At 60.9% G+C, this 18489-nt stretch carries 22 protein-coding genes and 1 tRNA gene; 11 read left to right on the top strand and 12 right to left on the bottom strand.

Going from position 1 to position 18489, the window contains the following annotated elements; all coding sequences use genetic code 11:
* Positions 1 to 77: 77 nt before the first annotated feature.
* The 3 genes from Q1A20_RS01525 to xth form a co-directional block, all read right to left on the bottom strand.
* Positions 78 to 677: a short chain dehydrogenase gene (locus Q1A20_RS01525; RefSeq protein WP_299915619.1), complete on the bottom strand. Its 600-nt coding sequence runs from the start codon at positions 675 to 677 to the stop codon at positions 78 to 80.
* A complete protein-coding gene (locus Q1A20_RS01520) occupies positions 674 to 1036 on the bottom strand; it encodes a MerR family transcriptional regulator (protein WP_299915617.1) in 363 nt (120 codons plus the stop codon). The genes Q1A20_RS01525 and Q1A20_RS01520 overlap by 4 nt, the downstream gene beginning before the upstream one ends.
* A 90-nt stretch (positions 1037 to 1126) precedes the next feature.
* Positions 1127 to 1909 (bottom strand): exodeoxyribonuclease III, encoded by a 783-nt coding sequence (gene xth, locus Q1A20_RS01515; protein WP_299915615.1) that lies wholly within the window; start codon positions 1907 to 1909, stop codon positions 1127 to 1129.
* Between the two features lie 350 nt (positions 1910 to 2259).
* On the opposite strand from xth, the gene Q1A20_RS01510 reads away from it, so the two are divergent.
* Together Q1A20_RS01510 and Q1A20_RS01505 are read left to right on the top strand one after the other, a co-directional pair.
* Positions 2260 to 2541 (top strand): DUF6749 domain-containing protein, encoded by a 282-nt coding sequence (locus Q1A20_RS01510; RefSeq protein ID WP_299915613.1) that lies wholly within the window; start codon positions 2260 to 2262, stop codon positions 2539 to 2541.
* 95 nt (positions 2542 to 2636) lie between these two features.
* Positions 2637 to 3686, top strand: coding sequence for a hypothetical protein (locus Q1A20_RS01505; RefSeq protein ID WP_299404345.1), 1050 nt, complete (start codon positions 2637 to 2639; stop codon positions 3684 to 3686).
* A 43-nt stretch (positions 3687 to 3729) separates the two neighbouring features.
* On the opposite strand, the gene Q1A20_RS01500 is transcribed toward Q1A20_RS01505, so the two are convergent.
* Positions 3730 to 4053 (bottom strand): iron-sulfur cluster assembly accessory protein, encoded by a 324-nt coding sequence (locus Q1A20_RS01500; protein ID WP_298969784.1) that lies wholly within the window; start codon positions 4051 to 4053, stop codon positions 3730 to 3732.
* An 83-nt stretch (positions 4054 to 4136) separates the two neighbouring features.
* Here Q1A20_RS01500 and Q1A20_RS01495 point away from each other — a divergent pair, with 83 nt between their 5' ends.
* The 7 genes from Q1A20_RS01495 (at position 4137) to Q1A20_RS01465 (ending at position 11039) form a co-directional block, all read left to right on the top strand.
* Positions 4137 to 5279, top strand: a complete 1143-nt coding sequence (locus tag Q1A20_RS01495; RefSeq protein WP_299404348.1) for a deoxyguanosinetriphosphate triphosphohydrolase — start codon at positions 4137 to 4139, stop codon at positions 5277 to 5279.
* 162 nt (positions 5280 to 5441) lie between these two features.
* Positions 5442 to 7184, top strand: coding sequence for an arginine--tRNA ligase (gene argS / locus Q1A20_RS01490; protein ID WP_299915611.1), 1743 nt, complete (start codon positions 5442 to 5444; stop codon positions 7182 to 7184).
* Between the two features lie 80 nt (positions 7185 to 7264).
* Positions 7265 to 8284, top strand: a complete 1020-nt coding sequence (locus Q1A20_RS01485) for an SPOR domain-containing protein (RefSeq protein WP_299915609.1) — start codon at positions 7265 to 7267, stop codon at positions 8282 to 8284.
* On the top strand, positions 8281 to 9279 hold the full coding sequence (nagZ, locus tag Q1A20_RS01480; RefSeq protein WP_299915607.1) for a beta-N-acetylhexosaminidase: 999 nt from the start codon (positions 8281 to 8283) through the stop codon (positions 9277 to 9279). The genes Q1A20_RS01485 and nagZ overlap by 4 nt, the downstream gene beginning before the upstream one ends.
* A gap of 15 nt (positions 9280 to 9294) precedes the next feature.
* Positions 9295 to 10086 (top strand): ScpA family protein, encoded by a 792-nt coding sequence (locus Q1A20_RS01475; RefSeq protein WP_299404355.1) that lies wholly within the window; start codon positions 9295 to 9297, stop codon positions 10084 to 10086.
* A 50-nt stretch (positions 10087 to 10136) separates the two neighbouring features.
* Positions 10137 to 10742 (top strand): SMC-Scp complex subunit ScpB, encoded by a 606-nt coding sequence (gene scpB, locus Q1A20_RS01470; protein WP_299405140.1) that lies wholly within the window; start codon positions 10137 to 10139, stop codon positions 10740 to 10742.
* Between the two features lie 72 nt (positions 10743 to 10814).
* Positions 10815 to 11039: a hypothetical protein gene (locus Q1A20_RS01465; protein WP_299404356.1), complete on the top strand. Its 225-nt coding sequence runs from the start codon at positions 10815 to 10817 to the stop codon at positions 11037 to 11039.
* Between the two features lie 10 nt (positions 11040 to 11049).
* On the opposite strand, the gene Q1A20_RS01460 is transcribed toward Q1A20_RS01465, so the two are convergent.
* From Q1A20_RS01460 to Q1A20_RS01425, 8 genes are all read right to left on the bottom strand, one after another.
* Positions 11050 to 12126 (bottom strand): 2'-deoxycytidine 5'-triphosphate deaminase, encoded by a 1077-nt coding sequence (locus Q1A20_RS01460; RefSeq protein WP_299404357.1) that lies wholly within the window; start codon positions 12124 to 12126, stop codon positions 11050 to 11052.
* A 67-nt stretch (positions 12127 to 12193) separates the two neighbouring features.
* Positions 12194 to 12270, bottom strand: a tRNA-Pro gene (locus tag Q1A20_RS01455).
* Between the two features lie 56 nt (positions 12271 to 12326).
* On the bottom strand, positions 12327 to 13571 hold the full coding sequence (locus Q1A20_RS01450; protein ID WP_299915604.1) for a MerR family transcriptional regulator: 1245 nt from the start codon (positions 13569 to 13571) through the stop codon (positions 12327 to 12329).
* A gap of 4 nt (positions 13572 to 13575) precedes the next feature.
* A complete protein-coding gene (gene ihfA, locus Q1A20_RS01445; RefSeq protein ID WP_298969775.1) occupies positions 13576 to 13878 on the bottom strand; it encodes an integration host factor subunit alpha in 303 nt (100 codons plus the stop codon).
* 98 nt (positions 13879 to 13976) lie between these two features.
* Entirely contained in the window at positions 13977 to 14948 is a 972-nt protein-coding gene (locus Q1A20_RS01440; protein ID WP_299404360.1) for a beta-ketoacyl-ACP synthase III, read from the bottom strand.
* On the bottom strand, positions 14945 to 16018 hold the full coding sequence (plsX, locus tag Q1A20_RS01435; protein WP_298969773.1) for a phosphate acyltransferase PlsX: 1074 nt from the start codon (positions 16016 to 16018) through the stop codon (positions 14945 to 14947). The genes Q1A20_RS01440 and plsX overlap by 4 nt, the downstream gene beginning before the upstream one ends.
* Positions 16019 to 16067: 49 nt before the next feature.
* Positions 16068 to 16274, bottom strand: coding sequence for a 50S ribosomal protein L32 (gene rpmF, locus Q1A20_RS01430; RefSeq protein ID WP_159979744.1), 207 nt, complete (start codon positions 16272 to 16274; stop codon positions 16068 to 16070).
* A gap of 209 nt (positions 16275 to 16483) precedes the next feature.
* Positions 16484 to 17047 carry a DUF177 domain-containing protein gene (locus Q1A20_RS01425; protein WP_299915602.1) on the bottom strand — a complete coding sequence of 188 codons (564 nt, stop codon included), beginning with the start codon at positions 17045 to 17047 and terminating at the stop codon, positions 16484 to 16486.
* Positions 17048 to 17134: 87 nt separating this feature from the next.
* Here Q1A20_RS01425 and Q1A20_RS01420 point away from each other — a divergent pair, with 87 nt between their 5' ends.
* Both Q1A20_RS01420 and Q1A20_RS01415 read left to right on the top strand, forming a co-directional pair.
* Entirely contained in the window at positions 17135 to 17617 is a 483-nt protein-coding gene (locus Q1A20_RS01420) for an outer membrane protein assembly factor BamE (RefSeq protein ID WP_299404364.1), read from the top strand.
* 75 nt (positions 17618 to 17692) lie between these two features.
* Positions 17693 to 18412 carry a GNAT family N-acyltransferase gene (locus Q1A20_RS01415; protein ID WP_299404365.1) on the top strand — a complete coding sequence of 240 codons (720 nt, stop codon included), beginning with the start codon at positions 17693 to 17695 and terminating at the stop codon, positions 18410 to 18412.
* Positions 18413 to 18489: the final 77 nt, after the last annotated feature.

Here is an 18489-nt window from a genome sequence, read left to right as displayed (position 1 = left end):
GTGGTCCCTGATGATGCGAGGACGCGCGAAGGATTGCAAATCCGACAGCCCGGCGGGTTTTTTCTGTATGCGCCAAGTCAGTCTACCGTGATGACCTGACCGGTGACCGCACCCTCGACGCTTTTTGCATAGGCCAGCCCGACGCGCCGGGAGGGTACCGGATCATGCCCCGGAAACCATGCGCCATAGCGCGGCGCGGAGACATCCAGCAGGCAGGGGCTGACGACATTCACGCGCAGGCCCCGCGGCATTTCAATCGCGGCGCCGACGACAAATCCAGCCAGAGCCCCATTTGCGGTGGCCGCAGCAGTGCCCATCGGGATCGGGTCGCGGTCCAGCACGCCGCTGGTTAAGGTAAAGGAGCCACGATCCCGAATTTTGCGCAGCCCTGCCAGCACGAGGTTAATCTGCCCCATGACCTTCTGGCGCAGACCGATCATGAAGGTTTCCGCGGTGTGCTCCTGCAAGGCGCTGAAATGCACGTCGCCCGCAGTGGCAACGACCGCGTCAAACTGGCCGACGCTTGCGTACATGTCATCGATTGCGGAGAGGTCCGACATATCGATCTGAAAATCCCCGCTGGAGCGTCCAACCGTGACGATATCGTGCCGCGCGCCCAAAGCGTCGCAAACCACTTTGCCGATGTCACCGTTTGCGCCGACCACGATGACCTTCATGAGCTTTGCCCCAGTATCCGGTCATACCGCGCCAGCTTGTGCGCCAGTAAGGCCTTGCACTGATTGATCGTTTCGTGTCGCGCCTCCAGTCGTCTGGAATGTTCGAGCAGCAGGTGTTTGCGTTCCGGGATCGTGGCATCGCCTGTTTGGTAGAGGCCCGCAAAATGCCGCATGTCTTTGGTGGGCATGCCCGTGTCGCGCAACGAGGACAGCAGCGTCAGCCATTCCGCGTTTTCCGCCGTAAACTGACGCGTGCCATCACGGCCCCGCGTGATGGGAGGGCAAAGGCCGGATTTCTCATAATACCGGATGGTGTCGATGCTCAGACCGCTCTTCGCGGCCACCTCTGAAATGCGCATAAGCCCTCCCGTTTTCTGTCGGCGGGTGGACCATAGCGGGCTGGAGTAACTTCAGGTCAAGGGCAAATCCTGCGACCTGACCCAGTTAGCTCACACGGCCAGATCGACCCAGACCGGGACGTGATCGGAGGGTTTATCGCGCCCGCGCACGTCCTTATCGATCACGCAGTCGGTCAACATGTCCGCCGTCTGCGGGCACAAGAGCAAATGATCGATCCGGATGCCGTTGTTACGGTTCCAGGCGCCGGCCTGATAGTCCCAGAAACTATAATGTCCCGGGCCTGGCATGCGCGCGCGAAAGGCGTCCGTCAACCCCAGATTGATCAGTTTGCGGAAGGCCGCGCGGCTCTCAAGTCGGAAGAGCGCATCCTCGCGCCAGCTGTCCGGTTTTGCCGCGTCTTCGGCCTGCGGGATGATATTGTAGTCGCCCGCCATCAGAAAGAGGGTCTCCTCCGACAGCAATTGTTCCGCCCGTGCCAGCAGCCGCGCCATCCACGCCAGTTTGTAATCATATTTCGGGCCCGGCGCCGGATTGCCGTTCGGCAGATAGAGCCCGCAAACCCGCACCGGATGGGTATCGCCGGTGATGGTTGCCTCGATCCATCGGGCCTGTTCGTCGGTATCATCGCCGGGCAGGCCACGCGTGACATCCTCCAGCGGGCGTTTGGACAGGATCGCGACGCCGTTGAAGCTCTTTTGCCCGTGCGTGGCGACGTTATAGCCCCGTTCCTCGAAAATCTCGGTCGGAAAGGCCTCATCCACCGATTTGATTTCCTGCAAAACCGCCACATCGGGCTGCGCCTCATCAAGCCAATCGGGCAGCGCGTTGATCCGGGCCTTGATGCCATTGATGTTGAATGTGGCGATTTTCATGGTCGGCTCCTGCTGGTCGGGTGCCTCAGCTATCGCGCAACCATCAGGTCAGGGCAAGAGCCATGACGGCGCGCGGCCACGGGATGCTCGTCGCGGCGACGCCGTGATTCTCGTTAATGGTTAACGCAGGCGTTTTGGAAATGGTTAATATCCACAGATTTACCCACTGTGGATAAAAAAAAATTAACCAAGATTACCAGATCGAGATCTGTGGCGCATCGGGTCGATAGGCCGATTTCCGCCTGTGGATAAGTAAGTGTTAACACATTGTTAACGCGAAAAAAACTTGGAAGCTCTCGTTAAACGGGCAAGCGTGAAACGGCGAAAACTTCATTTGAAAGGGATATGCTATGAAGACGAACGCAATGATCGCCACACCTGCTGCCGACGCTTTTTTCCACGCCGAAAATGATCTCCACAGCGGCGCAGGAACGGCACTTTTCACAACCAGCATGGGACCTGCCGGCACCAATATGATGAGCGGTGTGGGGACAGAGCTGTTCACCACATCGATGGCTCCCGAAGCCGATGTGATGGCAGGTTCTGAAACCGGCCAGTTCACCACCAGCATGGTGTCCGGGCGGGACACGCTGTCGGGCGATGTCACCGGTCTTTTCACGACCTCCATGTAACCCGTCTCTTTTGGCTCGGGCCGGGCCACATCCTCCGGCGCGGTCCCTGCCAGGAGCCTTGCACGGCAGATCCTAAAGACAAAGGAAGAACCCCCATGTCTAACGTCGTCTCTTTGGATCTGCCGCGCAGAAAGAGCTTGCCGGAACGCCAGGCGCTCTTGCTGCAGAATTTCGCTTGCCATCGACGCAGCTCCGACGATGTGTTCTGGCTGAAGGAAAACGCCGAAATCCTCAATATTCTGGCCACCGGTGGCGCGCAATTGGCGGGGGCGGCGCTTGAACCCTACACCCAAGTTTATGATGGGTTGGAGGAACGGCTCCGGTTTTTCCCGCAATACTACCGTTTTTTACTGTCGATTTGTCTGGATCTCGAAGACCTCGGATTGGGCAAAGACAAAGGAACAGCGCTGTGCCATTGGGCCTCCCAGGCCGGGGTGGCCGAGGCGGAGCTGTCGGATTTACAACGCGCAGAAGCACGACGCCTATTGAGCAGGCGCGGTATTGAGCAGGAAGATCGGGGGCTGACAGAGCGGTTGCATCGTTTCGTCAATCGTTCCGATACTTTTGCTCTGCCCAACAAAAAAGCAGCCTATGAGCTGACGCATATTGTTTTCTATCTGTCTGAATACGGCGCCAAAAATCCACATCTGGAGGAAGCCGCCCTAGCAAGTCTGGAGTTTGCGGGCCTTCTGGCCTATCTCGACCAGGATGTTGATTTACTTGCTGAAATCTGCGTCGCCATGCGGTTTGCCGGGCACTTCCCAAGCGTGATCTGGGAAGACTGGATTGCGCGGGAAATGGGCGGGTTCGTGTTGCGGGCCAACGGGGCAGGGCCAACGGACGCCTATCACGAGTATCTAGTGACATCCTGGTGGGCTGGCTTTGCCGATCACAGCAGCTTTCCCGGCACGCCGTCGGATGCTGGGTTGCATGTTGACCGCCACGTCAGCCGCAGGGGACCCTTGCGCGCGATGTCGGAATATATGTTTCACCTTGGTCCCGCGCGCAGCGGCGATTGGGAAAGGATGCGCCAAGGTCTGACGGACGCGGTGGGGGATGACGGGGTGGAAATCCTCTTTGGTGCGGAGCAGTCGTCCGACCGGTTCGGCGCATTCTTCGAAGGATTCGCGCGCGCGGGTTCTTAATTAGTATTATTTCGAAACAGAAGGTTATCCGGCGTTCTTGATGTCACATCGAAAACGATGTGCCACATCCACATGAACTCGAGGCATTCGGGTTGTCGATCACGAACCGCGCGCCGATCAGCTCTTCGGTGAAGTCGATTGTTGCGCCGCCCAGAAACGGTAAAGACACCGCATCCACAACGACTTTTTGCCCGGATCCTTCCAGAATCAGATCATCATCGCGCGGCTCGTCCAGCACAATCTCGTAGTGAAAACCGGAACAGCCGCCGCCCTCGACCGCCACCCGCAGGGCTTTTCCCTCCGTGGCAGCACCGATTTCGACCAGCCGGTCAAAGGCGCGGGGTGTGACTGTGGGCGGAAGTTGCATCTGCGGACTCCGTCAAGCGGTTTCATTAAGGCTTCCCGTGCAATATAGAAACTCTCAGGACAGGCCACAAGGACCAGCCAGCGATGACGGCTCTTTATGCCTCGGACCCGATGCGCGCCAGGGGACGGCGTGTGCGCGAAGAGGAAAGCACGTTTCGGTCATGTTTTCAGCGTGATCGGGATCGGATCATTCATGCAAGCGCCTTTCGCAGGCTCAAGCACAAAACGCAGGTCTTCATTGAACATGAGGGCGATTATTACCGCACGCGTCTGACCCATTCGATTGAGGTGGCGCAGGTGGCGCGCACCATTTCCGGGGCGTTGGGGCTCAACCCCGAACTGACCGAAGCCGTGGCGCTGGCGCATGATCTGGGCCACACGCCTTTCGGGCACACGGGCGAAGATGCGCTCTCAGAGCTGATGGCGCCTTTTGGCGGTTTTGATCACAACGCGCAGGCGATCCGGATCGTGACCCATCTGGAGCGGCACTATGCCAGCTTTGACGGGTTGAACCTGACTTGGGAGACGCTGGAAGGGTTGGCCAAGCACAACGGCCCGGTGACCGGCCCCGTGCCCTGGGCGCTGGAGATCTATAACGCGCAGCATGATCTGGAACTGCATACGTTTGCCAGCGCCGAGGCGCAGGTTGCGGCCATCGCGGATGACGTCGCCTATAACCACCACGATTTGCACGATGGCCTGCGGGCGGAACTGTTTTCCACCGATGAGCTGGCGGCGCTGCCGATCCTGAACGCCTGTTTTGAAGAGGTGGACGAGCTTTACCCCGGCCTGAACTACTACCGCAGGCGGCACGAAGCCCTGCGTCGGTTCTTCGGCGTTCTCGTGGAGGATGTGATCAATTTTGCACAGGCCCGTCTGATGTCGTTGCAGCCGCAATCTGTTGACGATGTGCGCGGGGCAGGGCAAACGATCATCCGGTTTTCCGACGATGTGTTTTCCGACCTGAAGGTCATTCGGTCGTTTCTGTTTGATCGGATGTATCGCGCGCCGAGCGTTGTCGAGATGCGCGCGCAGGTGACACAGGTGGTCGAAGAGCTGTTCCCCTATTTCATGTCGCATCCCGATCAATTGCCCAAGCAATGGCGCAAGGATGTGGACGAAGCCCAGGGTGAAACCGCGCTGGCGCGCATTGTCTCGGACTACATCGCTGGTATGACTGATCGTTTTGCGTTGCAGGAGCACGACCGGTTGATCACAACCGGGTAATCAATTGGGCAAACCTTGAGGATATGGTGAAACTGCGGGGGCAAGCGCCGTCAGCCTGCCCTGGTATGGGTTTGGCGCACGGTCGCCACGCGATGGCCTTGGATGATTGACCCGGGTTTTGTGCGTGATAAACCGCCGAAAGCTTCGGTCAGGACCCAAGAGATGAACCTTTTCGCCGATATTCAAGCGCTTGTGCTGGATTGCCTGCAGAACATGGTCACCGCCGGTGAGTTGCCCGAGGGCCTCGCGCTGGACAATGTCACGGTCGCCCCTCCGCGCGATGCTGCCTACGGCGACATGACGACCAATGCCGCGATGGTGCTGGCCAAACCTACCAGCATGAAACCGCGAGACATTGCTCAAACGCTGGCCGCTCATCTGATCAAGGACGCGCGGATCACCCACGCAGCGGTTGCGGGGCCGGGGTTTGTGAATCTGCGTCTTGCGGCCTCTGTCTGGCAGGGTGTGATCGCTGCGGCGTTATCCAAGGGCATCGATTTCGGTCGGGCAACACTTGGGCAGGGCAAGCGCGTTCATGTCGCATATGTCTCCGCCAACGCCACTGGCCTATTGCACGTCGGGGACTTGCGGGGCGCTGTTTTTGGCGACGCGCTGGCCTCGCTGCTGGAGTTTGCGGGCCATGACGTCACGCGAGAATACTTCATCAACGGCAGCCGCGGGCAGGGTGATACGCTCGCGCGCTCCGTCTACCTGCGCTACCTCGAAGCGCAGGGGCAGGAGGTCGCCTTTCCCGACGGAACCTATTCCGGTGATTACCTGATCGCGGCGGGCGAAGCGCTGAAAGAGAAGGTCGGCGATGCCTATCTGGGCAAGGGTGAGCAGGTCTGGCTGCGGGACGTGCAGGCGTTTGCCATCGACGCGATGGGGGACCTGATCCGCGCGGACCTTAAATCGCTTGGGGTGGAGATGGATGTCTTCTGCTCCGAAAAATCAATCTGCAGCAGCGGGGGGATCGAAGCGGCGATCAACGACCTGAACGATAAGGGTCTGATCTATGACGGTACCCTGGCGCCGCCCGAGGGCAATGAGGCCGATGACGGGGAGCCGCGAGTGCAAAAGCTGTTCCGCTCCACCGTCCACGGCGATGACGAAGATCGCCTGATCAAGAAATCCGATGGCAGTTGGTCGAATTTCGCCGCTGACATCGCTTATCACCACGACAAGCTGCAGCGGGGTTTCGATCTGCTGATCGATGTTATGAGGGCGGATCATGTTGGCCATGCGAAACGGATGACGGCGGCGGTCTCCGCACTGTCCGAAGGGCAGGTGCCGCTTGATATCATGCCGACGCAACTGGTGAAGCTCTTCAAAGACGGGCAGGAGGTCAAGAAGCCGAACCGGGCAGGGACCTTTGCGAGCCTGCGCGATGTGGTGGATCAGGTCGGGCCGGACGTGACGCGGTTTGTGATGTTCACGCGCAAGCACGACACAACGCTCGATTTCGATGTCGACAAGGTGATGGAGCAGAGCCGGGAAAACCCGGTGTTTTATGTGCAATACGCGCACGCCCGGGGGGTGTCTGTTCTGCGCAAGGCAGGCGAAGCAGGCATCTCAGTGGATGACGAAACCCTGCAATCCGCAGATCTGAGCCTGCTGGATCATGAGGCCGAACTGGGGCTGGCTGCCAAGCTTGCCGAGTGGCCGCGTCTGGTGGAAACGGCGGCGCGCCGCAATGAGCCGCACCGCGTGGCGATTTATCTTGACGAACTGGCGGGCACCTTCCATGCGCTCTGGAACAAGGGCCATGATCTGCCGTCCTTGCGGTTCGTGCAGGATGACCCAAAAGTCACAACGGCGAAAATCGCGCTGGCACGCGCCACGAGCGTTGTAATTGCAGCCGGTCTTGGTATTCTTGGTGTCACACCGGCGCAGGAAATGCGGTAAGAAAATCGCGACCTTCGCCAGAGCAGGCAAGCATCAGACAGACCATTGGGGCATCGTATCCCGGTGGCAGCGAGGCGAAGATGGCGGACATTGAATTCTCCCATGGAATGGGGGCTTACGGGCGTGATTCCGAAAGCCAGCAGGGTGACGATGTGGCACCCAACTCTTTGACGATGATGACAAATGTTGCGGGCGCGGTTGTGTCGCTGGCCCTGATCGCGGGCATCGGCGTCTGGGGCTACAAGCTGATGGTGCGCGACGTATCGGGTATCCCCGTGGTCCGCGCGGCGGAGGGCGAGATGCGCATCCGGCCCGAAAACCCGGGCGGTCAATTGGCGCGGCATCAGGGGCTGGCGGTCAATGCCGTTGCCGCCGAGGGCGAAGCGGCAGGGCCGGTCGATCAGGTTGTCCTTGCCCCGAAAGACACGGAACTGGCACCAGAAGATCAGCCGATTACCGCGGCTGAGGTGGCGCCGGTGACCCAGCCCGAACCGCTGGCACCCGCTGCGGAAACCATTGGGGGCGCAAAACGCGTGCCCGCAAAGAGCGGAAACTCGGTTGCCGACAACCTGCAAAGTGGTGCGATCGATGCGGTGGTTGCTGAGCTGACGGCGGGCGTTACCCCGCTGGCGACGCCGGAGGCATCCGCGTCTGAGGAGACGTCGCCGCTATCAGAGACACCTGCGGATCCGGCCGATGAGGCAGAGATGATCGCAGAGCTTGAACCCACCCCGCCCCAAAAGGTCGTCAAACGCCCCCGGTTGCGGCCTGCGAATGCCGCGACGCTGCAGGCTGCATCTTTCGTGGCCGACACGCCGACCTCGGAAGTTGACGCGGCGGCGATCCCTGCCGGGACACGTCTGGCGCAGCTCGGGGCCTTTGACAGCGCCGATGTGGCGCGGGCCGAATGGTCGCGGCTGGATGCGCGCTTTGGCGATTATCTGCAGGACAAATCCCGCGTGGTGCAAAGGGCGCAATCGGGTGGGCGCACCTTCTACCGCTTGCGGGCCATGGGGTTTGTCGATCTGGCGGACGCGCGCCGGTTCTGTTCCGCCTTCAAGGCCGAAGGCGTCGACTGCATTCCCGTCGCTGTGAAATGACGCGGTTTGGCGCAACGATCCTGGATGCGGATGGCCTGAGCCTGACGGCCGAGGAAAAAGCTTTTTTTCGCACCGCCAACCCCTTCGGATTCATTCTCTTTGCGCGCAATATCGACAGCCCTGATCAAGTACGCCGTCTGTGTGGAGAGATGCGCGAGGCCGTGGGGCGGGATGCACCGATCACCATTGATCAGGAAGGCGGGCGGGTGCAGCGGCTGCGGGGCCCGGTCTGGACAGAATGGTCGCCGCCCTTGGATTTTGTGGCCCAGGCAGGGGCTGATGCGGGCCAAGCGATGTATCTGCGCTACCGGCTGATTGCTGCGGAGCTCAAAGCGGTCGGTATCGACAGCAATTGTGCGCCCATGGTGGATCTGGCGGGACCCGCGACACATGAATTTCTGCGCAACCGGTGTTACGGGGCGGACCCGTCCAAGGTGGCCGATTTGGGCCGCGCGGTGGCAAATGGCCTGCTGGACGGTGGGGTGTTGCCGGTCCTCAAACACATACCGGGGCATGGTCGTGCGACCCTCGACAGCCACTATGACCTGCCGCAGGTTGATGCCGAGCACACCGCGCTGAGTGCCGAAGATTTTGCACCTTTCGCGGCGCTGACGGATCTGCCGATGGGGATGACCGCACATCTGGTCTATGAGGCGCTCGATGACCGCCCCGCAACCCTGTCGCCCAAGGTCATGCAAATCATCCGCGAAGAGATCGGTTTCGACAATCTGATTATGACCGATGACACTAGTATGAAAGCGCTCAAAGGCAGCCTGACCGAGATCACGCAGGGCGCGCTTGCCGCAGGATGTGACTTGGTGCTGCATTGCAACGCGCCGCTGGCTGATCGGCGCGCGGTGGCCGAAGCTGCCGGAGAGATGACGCAAGCCGCCCAAACCCGCGCGGAACGCGCATTGGCGGCGCGTAAAACCCCTGACGATATTGACATTAACGCCCTGCGCGCGCAGCTTGAGACGCTGTTAAACGGGGCGTGAAAATCGTTATGGTGCATGGCTGAAGACCCCTTTGAAGAAGACACGATCTCCGTCGCTGACAGGCTGGCTGCCGAAGCGCTGATCATCGATGTCGATGGGTTTGAGGGCCCGCTTGATCTGCTGCTGACATTGAGCCGGACGCAGAAGGTGGACTTGCGCAAAATCTCCGTGCTGGCGCTAGCCAAGCAATATCTGGCATTTGTGGAACGTGCCAAGGCGCTGCGGCTGGAACTGGCGGCGGATTATCTGGTGATGGCGGCCTGGCTGGCGTTCTTGAAATCGCGCCTGTTGCTGCCCCCCGATCCCACCGAAGAGGGCCCCTCTGGCGAAGAACTGGCCGCCCATCTGGCGTTCCAGCTTGAGCGATTGCAGGCGATGCGTGATGCCGCCGCCCGGCTGATGGGGCGCGACCGACTGGGACGCGATTTCTTTGCGCGCGGTCAGACGCATGAGGTGACCCGCACCCGCAAGATACAATACACCGCCACCTTGCTGGACCTGATGCAGGGCTATGCGCGCATTCGCACGCGTGACGATTTCCGACCCTTTGTGATGGACCGCGATGCCGTGTTCACGATGGAACAGGCGCTGGAACGGATGCGCGGTTTGATGGGCTTTGCCGGCGACTGGACGGATATTTCCAGCTACCTCCCGGAAGGCTGGGAGCTGGACCCGGCGCGCCGCCGGTCAGCCACGGCCGCGACCTTTGCGGCCTCGCTGGAGCTTGTTAAAGAAGGCCATCTGGAAATCCGCCAGTCAGAGACATTCGCGCCCATTCAGCTGCGCAAAAGGGACAGCCCACAGTGACCGAAGACGCCCCGCAAGAGACCGAAGAAAGCCTGTTTGAAGCGCCCCCGATGGGCGAACAGGAGCGCATGGTCGAGGCCATTCTCTTTGCCACGGCAGAGCCGATTTCCCTGCGTGAACTGGCTGCGCGGATGCCGCATGGGTCGGACCCGGCAGAAGCGTTGGTGCATTTGCGCAAACGCTATGAGGGGCGCGGCGTAAACCTGTGCAAGATCGGCGATGCCTGGGCGATGCGCACCGCACCCGATCTGGGGTTTTTGATGCAGCGCGAAACGGTCGAGACGCGCAAGCTGTCGCGTGCCGCCATCGAAACCCTCGCCATCATCGCCTATCATCAGCCGGTAACGCGCGCCGAGATCGAAGAGATCCGGGGCGTTTCCGTCAGCCGCGGCACCGTGGATCAGCTGCTGGAAATGGAATGGATCCGGTTCGGGCGCCGCAAGATGACACCGGGGCGGCCTGTGACCTTTGTGGTGACGCAGGAGTTCTTGGATCACTTCGGTCTGGAAAATGCGCGTGATCTGCCGGGCCTGAAGGAATTGCGGGCTGCGGGTCTTCTGGAAAACCGTCCGCCGCCCGGTGCGGGTTTGCCCGGCCCTGAGGAGGAGGGGGAAGACGAAAGCACCGAAGGACAGAGCGAGCTTTTCGAGGATTAACCGGCTTTGCCCTGAAAATTGCCGCAATTGGTGCTATAGTATACGCGAGGCAAAGATCCAAAGGGCGAGATAATGGATAGAATTCTGAACATGATCCTGCGCCAGCTGACGCGGCGTTTGGTCAATAAGGGCATCAATATGGGGATCAACAAGGCCGCATCCATGGGACGCGGGAAAAACCCCCAAACCGATATGGCGGATGAACCGGCCAGCCCGCAACAGCGCCAGCAGAACAAACGCGCCGCCCATCAGACGCGCCGCGCGGCCAAGATGATGGGCCGCATCACCCGCAGGTAAGAGGTGTCGCTCAGGCGGACCGGAAATGCTTGCTCAGCTTCAAGCCCTGGCCTTGGTAGTTGGAGGCAATTCCCGCGCCATAAAGCTGTGTGGGCACCTCGGCCATCCGTTCATACACAAGACGGCCAACGACCTGACCGTGTTCCAGCACGAAAGGTGCCTCATGACAGCGCACTTCGAGCACCCCGCGTGATCCGGCACCTCCCGCGGCATCATGCCCGAAACCGGGGTCGAAAAAGCCCGCGTAATGCACGCGGAATTCCCCCACCATCGCCAGAAACGGCGCCATTTCGGCGGCATATTCCGGCGGGATCGTCACCGCCTCGCGGCTGACAAGGATGTAGAAGGCGCCGGGGTCCAGAATGATCTGCCCGTTGCTGCTGTGCACTTCTTCCCAGTATTCCGCAGGCGCGTAGTGGTCGATGCGATCGAGATCGATGACACCGGTGTGCGGTTTGGCCCGGTACCCCACGAGGGTCGTGTCGGGCAGGCGCAGATCGACGGAGAAGCCCAAGCCATCGTCGATCACCGCCGTACCGTCGACCAGGGGCGTCTCCGCGTGCAGCGCGCGCAGGGCGTCGTCCCCCAGCACCGCCTGACCATCGCCAAAGCGGATCTGGTTCAACCGCATGCCGGGCCGGACCAGGACCGAGAAAGACCGCGGGCAAATCTCTGCATAAAGCGGGCCACAATAGCCCGGGGCCACGCGATCAAATTCCGTGCCCCCATCGGTGATGGTGCGGGTCAACAGATCGAGCCGCCCGGTGGAGCTTTTGGCATTGGCGACCGCCTGGATGTCTTCTGGCAGCGCTAGTGATTCCATCAGCGGCACCACATAGACGCAGCCTTTTTCCAGCACGGCGCCGTCCGAGAGATCGACGCTGTGCATCTTGAATTCCTTCAGGCGGTCGGAAACGCGGTTACCGAGGCCTGCGAGAAAGGAGGCGCGCACCCGGTAGGCCGTTGTGCCCAGGCGCAGATCAAGGCTGGCGGGCTGGATCTGCGCGTCAATGATCGGGCGCTTCGACGCGATCTGACTGTCGTCGATCATCTGGCTGATCTGTTGGTTCGGCAGGACACCGCTCATATCGTCTCTCCTGAATGCGCAAAGGCCCGCGCGGGGCGCGCGCGGGCACTTGGCATATGTCGGATAGTGGTCGGGCTAGCAGGACTCGAACCTGCGACCTTCCGTCCCCCAGACGGACGCGCTACCAGGCTGCGCCATAGCCCGACATGAGCCGCTTCATACCCGATCTGAGGGCCGAGACAAGAGGGAAGTGCCATCTGTCAGTCTTTGTGGGTGTCTTTGCGCGGGTTCGCCATGCTGGCCCGCAGCCGGATCAGTTGCGCCAGCAGCGGCTTGGCGGCATCGCGGTCCTTGGCGGCCAGCGATTTGGCTCGTGCCACGGCAGAGAGCGCCGAAGGTGCGGCTGGAAGATCCGCCTCCACCGGTAGATCCGGCAGGTCTATGACGCGCGGTTTCAGCTGCGCCGGTTCTGCCGGAGCGGCGTCTTCTGCTGCAGGCTCTGGCGCGGGCTGCTCAGCAGTGGCATCATCGCCTGCCGCGACCTCTGGTTCCGCGGTTTCCGGTTCAGGTTGTTCGGCTGGTGCGGCATCTTCTGGCGGCGTTTCTGGGGCCGCTTCTGCTTGCGCGGGCGCATCCGATTCCGGCTCCGCGAGCGGTCGACGAATGAAGCTGGGCAACGCCGCCGCGTCAACCTCCTCCGCATCGTCGGTTTCTTCTTTGGGTGCCGGGTCTTCGGGCGCGGGCTCTGGTTCTGCAACCTCTGCCGCCTCCGGGCTGGTTTCCACAAGCTCCGGTTCCGGATCGCTGATCGATTCCGGTTCTGGAACAGGGGCGCTTGGGGCAGGTTCTTCTTCAGTTTCAGGTTCAGGTGTTTCGTGTGCTTCTTCGGGGAGCGGGTCAGGCTCGGGCGGTGTCTCCGCAGCCGCCGGGGGGGCTGGCTCAGGCGTTACATCGGGTTCTGGACGCACTTCCGGCGCAGGTTCCGCCTCGGGCGCGACCTCAGCTTCGTCCGCCTCAGCGTCGTCAGAGAGCAAAGCCTCTATCTCCGGCGCTGGCGCACTCGCGTCATCGACGTCCTCTTCCGCCTCGATAGACGAGGCCTCGGCCTGAAGCATTTCGCCCGTGTCATCGGGGGTATCGTCGACCGCGACTGTTTCAGGCTCCGGTTTGGCCGCGGCCTTTGGTGTCTCCGAAGCCGTGCTGCCCTCGATGACGGCCATGGTCAGGTCATCAAGCGCCTGCGACTGATCCGCGACATGGCTCATCCCCTGTTCGCGGAGGATCTTTTGCACGCCCTTGATGGTCAAACCGTCATCGTGCAACAGCTTCTTGATCCCGCCCAACAGCAGCATATCCGCCGGGCGGTAGTACCGGCGGCCCCCCGCGCGTTTGATGGGTTTTACCTGGGTGAATTTGCTTTCCCAAAAGCGCAGCACATGCGCCTGCACGCCCAGCCAGTCGGCGACTTCCGAGATTGTGCGAAAAGCATCGGGCGATTTGGCCATCAGATCAGGACTTGTTCCCGTCTGCCACGCGATCTTTCATCAGATGAGAGGGGCGAAAGGTCAGCACCCGCCGGGGATTGATCGGAACCTCTTCGCCGGTCTTGGGGTTGCGACCGATGCGGGCCGATTTGTCACGGACCGAAAAAGTGCCAAAGGAAGAGATCTTGACCTGCTCACCTTTGACCAGCGCTTCGGAGAGATGTTCCAGCACGGATTCAACCAGTTGCGCGCTTTCATTGCGAGATAATCCGACCTCGCGAAACACTGCTTCACTCAGATCCATACGCGTCAAAGTCTTTTCCGACATGGTTGTCCCCCCGTTGATTTTCAGCAACCATAGGGGAGAGGGATTTTCAGAGTCAATATCAATGGCTTGGCGGATGCAGTTTGGGCAAAATTAGTCCCTTACCAGCGCAGAACAACCGCCCCCCAGGCCAGTCCGCCGCCAATTGCCTCGGTGACAATCAGGTCACCTTCCTTGATTTGGCCGCGCGAACGGCCCACGGAGAGCGCCAGGGGAATCGATGCCGCAGAGGTATTGCCGTGATCCTGCACGGTCACCACGACATTTTCCATCGGCAGGCCAAGCTTTTTCGCGGTGCCCTGGATGATGCGGATGTTGGCCTGATGTGGCACGATCCAGTCCACATCCTGTGGCGCAACCCCGGCACGTTCCATGGCTTTGGTTGCGGTTGAGGCGAGCTTTTCAACAGCGTGGCGGAAAACCTGATTGCCTTGCATGCGCAGATAGCCGGTGGTGCCGGTCGAGACGCCGCCATCCACATAAAGCAGATCCTTGTGGCGCCCGTCGGAATTCAGATCGGTTGAGAGGATGCCGCGATCCTCCGGGCCGCCTGTGCCGTCCTGCGCCTCCAGGATCAATGCGCCCGCACCATCGCCGAAAAGCACGCAGGTTGAACGATCCGTCCAGTCCATGATGCGGCTGAACGTCTCCGCACCAATGATCAGAACGCGTTTGGCCTGACCGGAGAGGATCAGCGCATTGGCATTGCTGAGCGCATAGATGAACCCGGCGCAGACGGCCTGGACATCAAAGGCGAACCCCTGATCCATTCCTAGGTCGGCCTGCACCATGGTGGCGGCCGAGGGAAAGGTCAGATCCGCGGTGGAGGTGGCCACGATGATCGCGTCAATATCCGCCGCCGTCAGGCCCGCGTCCTTGAGCGCGGCCCGCGCCGCAGCGCTGGCCATCGACGAGGTGGTCTCCCCCTCGGCGGCAAAATGGCGGCGCTCGATGCCGGAGCGGGCGCGGATCCATTCGTCATTGGTGTCGAGTGTCGCCTCGAACTCCGCGTTTGGCACAACGCGTTCCGGCAGATAGTGACCGACACCTTTGACAACGGCACGCAGGGTCATGTTTCGCTCTCCTCTGCGGGCAGGGCGGCGACACGCGCGGCCAATTTGTCCGTGAATTTGATATCGGCCAGTTGCGCGGCCAGTTTGATTGCCGCAGATACGCCTGTAGCATCTGCCGATCCGTGTGATTTCACAACCGTGCCGTTCAGGCCCAGAAAAACGCCGCCGTTCACCCGGCGCGGATCGATCTTCTTTTTCAGACGATTCAGCGAGGTATAGGCCAGCAGCGAGGCCAGCCGTGACAGCGGCGAGAACTTGAAGGCCTCGCGCAGGCGGTCGCCGATCAGGCTCGCGGTGCCTTCGCCGGTCTTGATGGCCACATTGCCGGTAAAGCCATCGGTCACGACCACATCGCAGATGTCGCCGGAGATATCGCCGCCTTCGACAAAGCCGACAAATTCGAAACCGGCCACATCGCGCTGATCGCGAATCAGGTCATAGGCTTCCTTGAGTTCGGTGCGGCCCTTGTGCTCTTCGGTGCCGACGTTCAGCAAACCGACACGCGGGCGCGGTAAATCCAGACCGTTGCGGGCATAGGACATCCCCATCAGCGCATAGCGCAGCAGATCGTCCGCATCCGCTTTCACATCGGCGCCGACATCCAGCATCACATTGAAGCCCTGCGGGTTGGAGGAGGGATAGAGCACTGCGATGGCGGGGCGATTGACGCCCGGCAGCTTGCGCAGGCGGATCATCGAGAGCGCCATCAGCGCGCCGGTGTTGCCGCAGGAAACCGCCACAGTGGCGGAGCCTTCGCGCACGGCCTCAATGGCCGACCACATGGACGTGTCCTTGCCGTTGCGCACGACCTGGCTGGGCTTGTCATCCATCGTCACCACATCCGAGGCATCGCGAATTTCCACCCGGCCTTCGAGCGCGCGTTTGCGGTCCACCAAACCGGAGAGTTCCGATTTGGGACCGTGCAGGATGAATTGGATGTCAGAATTCTTGCGGGCGGACACGTCACACCCTGCAATCACCGCGGCGGGGCCTTCATCCCCGCCCATCGCATCTACGGATATTGTGATGCGTCTGGCCTTCGCGTGTGCCTGATCGGTCTGCGCCGTCATAGTGCGACTGCCCCCAAAACCTCTGCCCTTTATTGTTTAAGGGAAAGGTTTAGGCCGCGTCGTCTTCCAGATCAATCTCTTCTGTGAGCGCCACGACTTCTTTGTCGTCATAATGGCCACAGGCAGCACAAACGTGGTGCGGGCGTTTCAGCTCGCCACAGTTGGTACATTCGTTGGGGTTTGCCGCAACCAGCGCGTCATGCGCGCGGCGATTGTTGCGGCGCGATTTGGAGACTTTGTTCTGTTGAACAGCCATTGTCTTGGGCCTTTTGTCATTCGGGGCCGGGCGCATCGGAGCGCGGGGCCGAGTTTCAATTCTATTCCCATCAGCCGGGTGTGACGTGCGTTTAGGCCCAAGCCCACGCCTTGTCCAACCCTAATTGGGTGAGCGGCGCAAAATACTCAGAAAAATCGGCAGCGCAAGGCGTTTTTTGGCGCGATCAACTGGAATGTGATCCAAGTGCGTCAGCCCTTGTCCTTATCAGGATCGGACAATTGATCCTTCAGCGATGCCAACCCGGCAAAGGGGCGGGCATCCTCATCCCGCATCGGTGCAATGCCGGGTTCGGAATAGACCATTTCGCCCAGCTCTGCGCCGTCACTGCGCGGATAGAGCGGCAGGGCAAGCACCAGCGCTTCGATCATCACCTGCTCGGGATCGATCCAATGGCCCAAGGGCTCGTAGGTGTCATCCTCGGGCATCTCAACCTCGGGCGCGTCCTCTTCGATATAATCGCTGAGATAGCGGCGGGTGACCGGGACATCGATCCGCGTGGTCACCGGCTCCAACGTCACGCTGCAGGGCTGGATCACCGTCGCGCCCAGTTTTGCGGAAAGATGCCAGTCAGAGCGCCCCTGCGCCGTCACGTCACCGGCAAAGGACAACTTGCGCAGGCCCAGCAGCTCCAGCTCCGCGGCAATGGCTTTCAACGCCTCGGCCTCAGGGCGCAGCGCAAAGGCGGTTGCGCTGTTTTGGTTGAGGTCGGCCACGCGCAGGGCGCTGGGGTTGGGAGGGGTTTGCTTGGACATCTGATGCTTTCGTTTCTTGAACCATGTGCAGTGCATGGTGTAAGCGGGATAAAAGCCACGAAGCACAAGGGCAAGAGGGCAGCGGTTATGGGTACGGTGAATACGGTAAAAGGCAGGAGCCTCAGAGGCGCGCGCTGGGGTGCCATGGCGCTATTGTGTCTGACGCTCGCGGCCTGTGACGGGCGCTACCGCGATCACGGCTATGTGCCGCCGCCCGAGGATCTGGAGCAGATCGTTGTGGGCATCGATACCCGCGCGAGTGTCGAGGAAACGCTGGGCTCTGCCTCCTCGCGGTCGGTCACCGACGAGGGCAACATCTATTTCGTACGCAGTCGGGTGCGGACCTTTGCCATGCTGGCCCCGGAAGTCGTCGAGCGCGAGGTCGTTGCCATCAGTTTCGATTCCGGTGGTATTGTCTCCAATGTTGAAAGTTTCGGGTTGGAAAAAGGTCAGGTCGTGCCGCTGGCGCGCCGGGTGACCAGTTCCAGCGTCAAGGATAAATCCTTCTTGCGGCAGCTTCTGGGCAACATCGGGCGCTTCACACCTGGCGGCGGTGATCTGGACTTCTGACCTGTCATGCTGCCGTCAGAAACGGTGGTATAGAAGGGCTGCGACCCCGTGGAGCGGGCAGAAGGAGCCAGGATCATGGTGGGAAAACCACGCTACGCGGCACGCATCGCAACGGACCCGGATGACATTCTGACAGCACAGGAATTGCGGGCGCGCTGTTTCGGGCTGGACTGTGCCCGAGACGCGGACGGCTTTGATGCGCGCTGCGCCCATATTCTGGTGCAAGATGCCCAGAGCGGCGCGCTGGTCTGCACCTTTCGGATGCTGGATCTGACCGGCGCGGATGTGGGCGCCAGCTATTCCGCACAATACTATGAACTTTCTGCGCTGGAAGCTTTCGAAGGGCGGATGGTGGAAATGGGCCGCTTCTGCATTGATCCCGATGTGAAGGATCCAGACATCCTGCGTGTCGCCTGGGCGGCGATGACGGCCTATGTGGATGATTACGACGTCAAACTGCTCTTTGGCTGTTCGTCTTTCGTGGGCACGGAAACCGCGAATTATCTGGACGCCTTTGCCATGCTGAAAGCGCGGCACCTGGCCCCCAAGCGCTGGTTGCCGCGGGTCAAGGCGCCGGATGTGTTTCGATTTGCCGCGCGCTTGCGTCGTAAGCCGGATCTGAAGAAGGCGATGGCGCATATGCCCCCCTTGCTGCGCACCTATCTGATGATGGGGGGCTGGGTCAGTGATCACGCGGTGGTGGACCGGCAGATGAACACCCTGCATGTCTTCACCGGGGTGGAGATCGGTGCGATCCCGGCCGCACGCAAGCGGTTGTTGCGCGCGCTCGCATGACTTTTATGCCTCCGGCGGGGATATTTGGGGCCAGAAGAAACGAGATGCGTTGACGCTTGTCGCAATGCGGCATAGCT

Origin of the sequence: uncultured Roseobacter sp., from assembly GCF_947501835.1 — a bacterium.
Lineage (GTDB): Bacteria > Pseudomonadota > Alphaproteobacteria > Rhodobacterales > Rhodobacteraceae > Roseobacter.
Note: the sequence above shows the minus strand (reverse complement) of the source record. Positions and strands in the feature narration are given on the sequence as shown.